This is a genomic window from Streptomyces sp. rh34 (assembly GCF_002551245.1).
Lineage (GTDB): Bacteria > Actinomycetota > Actinomycetes > Streptomycetales > Streptomycetaceae > Streptomyces.
In genome coordinates this window covers 1-734 of record NZ_NTGZ01000573.1, presented here as the reverse complement: position 1 = coordinate 734, position 734 = coordinate 1, and the positions used below count along the sequence as shown (strand labels likewise).

2 pseudogenes are annotated in these 734 nt (G+C 77.9%); one reads left to right on the top strand and one right to left on the bottom strand.

Going from position 1 to position 734, the window contains the following annotated elements:
* Positions 1-265: pseudogene (locus CR470_RS38275) on the bottom strand (MFS transporter); the annotation flags it as partial.
* A 124-nt stretch (positions 266-389) separates the two neighbouring features.
* On the opposite strand from CR470_RS38275, the pseudogene CR470_RS38270 reads away from it, so the two are divergent.
* Positions 390-734, top strand: a pseudogene (locus CR470_RS38270) (transcriptional regulator); the annotation flags it as partial.

Below are 734 nucleotides of genomic sequence, written 5' to 3'. Positions count from 1 at the left end.
CCCCGGCGGAGAGCAGCGCCAGGGTGGTCAGCGCGGCGCGCGGCGGCAGCCGGTCCGCCGCCGACAGCAGGGTGAGCGCCCCGGCCACCTGGGCCAGCGACGGGCCGAACATCGCCAGGGCCGACAGCAGGGGCGAGCCCGTCCGCGTGTACACGAGGGTGCCCAGTGCCAGGCCGGTCGCGGTCTGGGCGGCCGTCTGCACGGAGACGGCGGCGAAGAAGGGGGTGAACTCCGGGGTCCGGAACAGTTCGCGGTAGGTGCGCATGGGGTGGAGTCTCCGGACGTCGTCGCCGGGACCGTTACTGTTTCGCGCGGACGCGAAAGCCCGGACGCGCGGCGCGGCGCGGCGGTGGAGCCGGAGGCCGAGCGAGAGTGGGGCGGTGGGGCGCGTGGGCTGGTGGCAGGTCGGTGCGGACACGCTCGCGAACAGCCGGTTCGTCGTCTCGCCCCTCGCGGAGGCCGTCGCGAGCCTGCTGGTCCTGGAGCGGGCCGGCGCCGCGCATCCGGGTGAGCGCGCCTGGCTGGAGACCCACCTGCCCGCGTACCGGCGGTGGAAGGCCGGCGACCCGGTCTCCGCGCTGGTGATCGGCTGCGCCCTCGCGCCCCGGTGGATCGCCGACTTCCTCATCCCCGTGCCGGCCCCCGCCCCGCCGGGGCAGGCCCCGCCCTCCTTCGCCGCCGAGCTGGCGCCGGTCCGGGCCACCCCGCCGGGCCGGGCCCGCGCCGACCTGGCC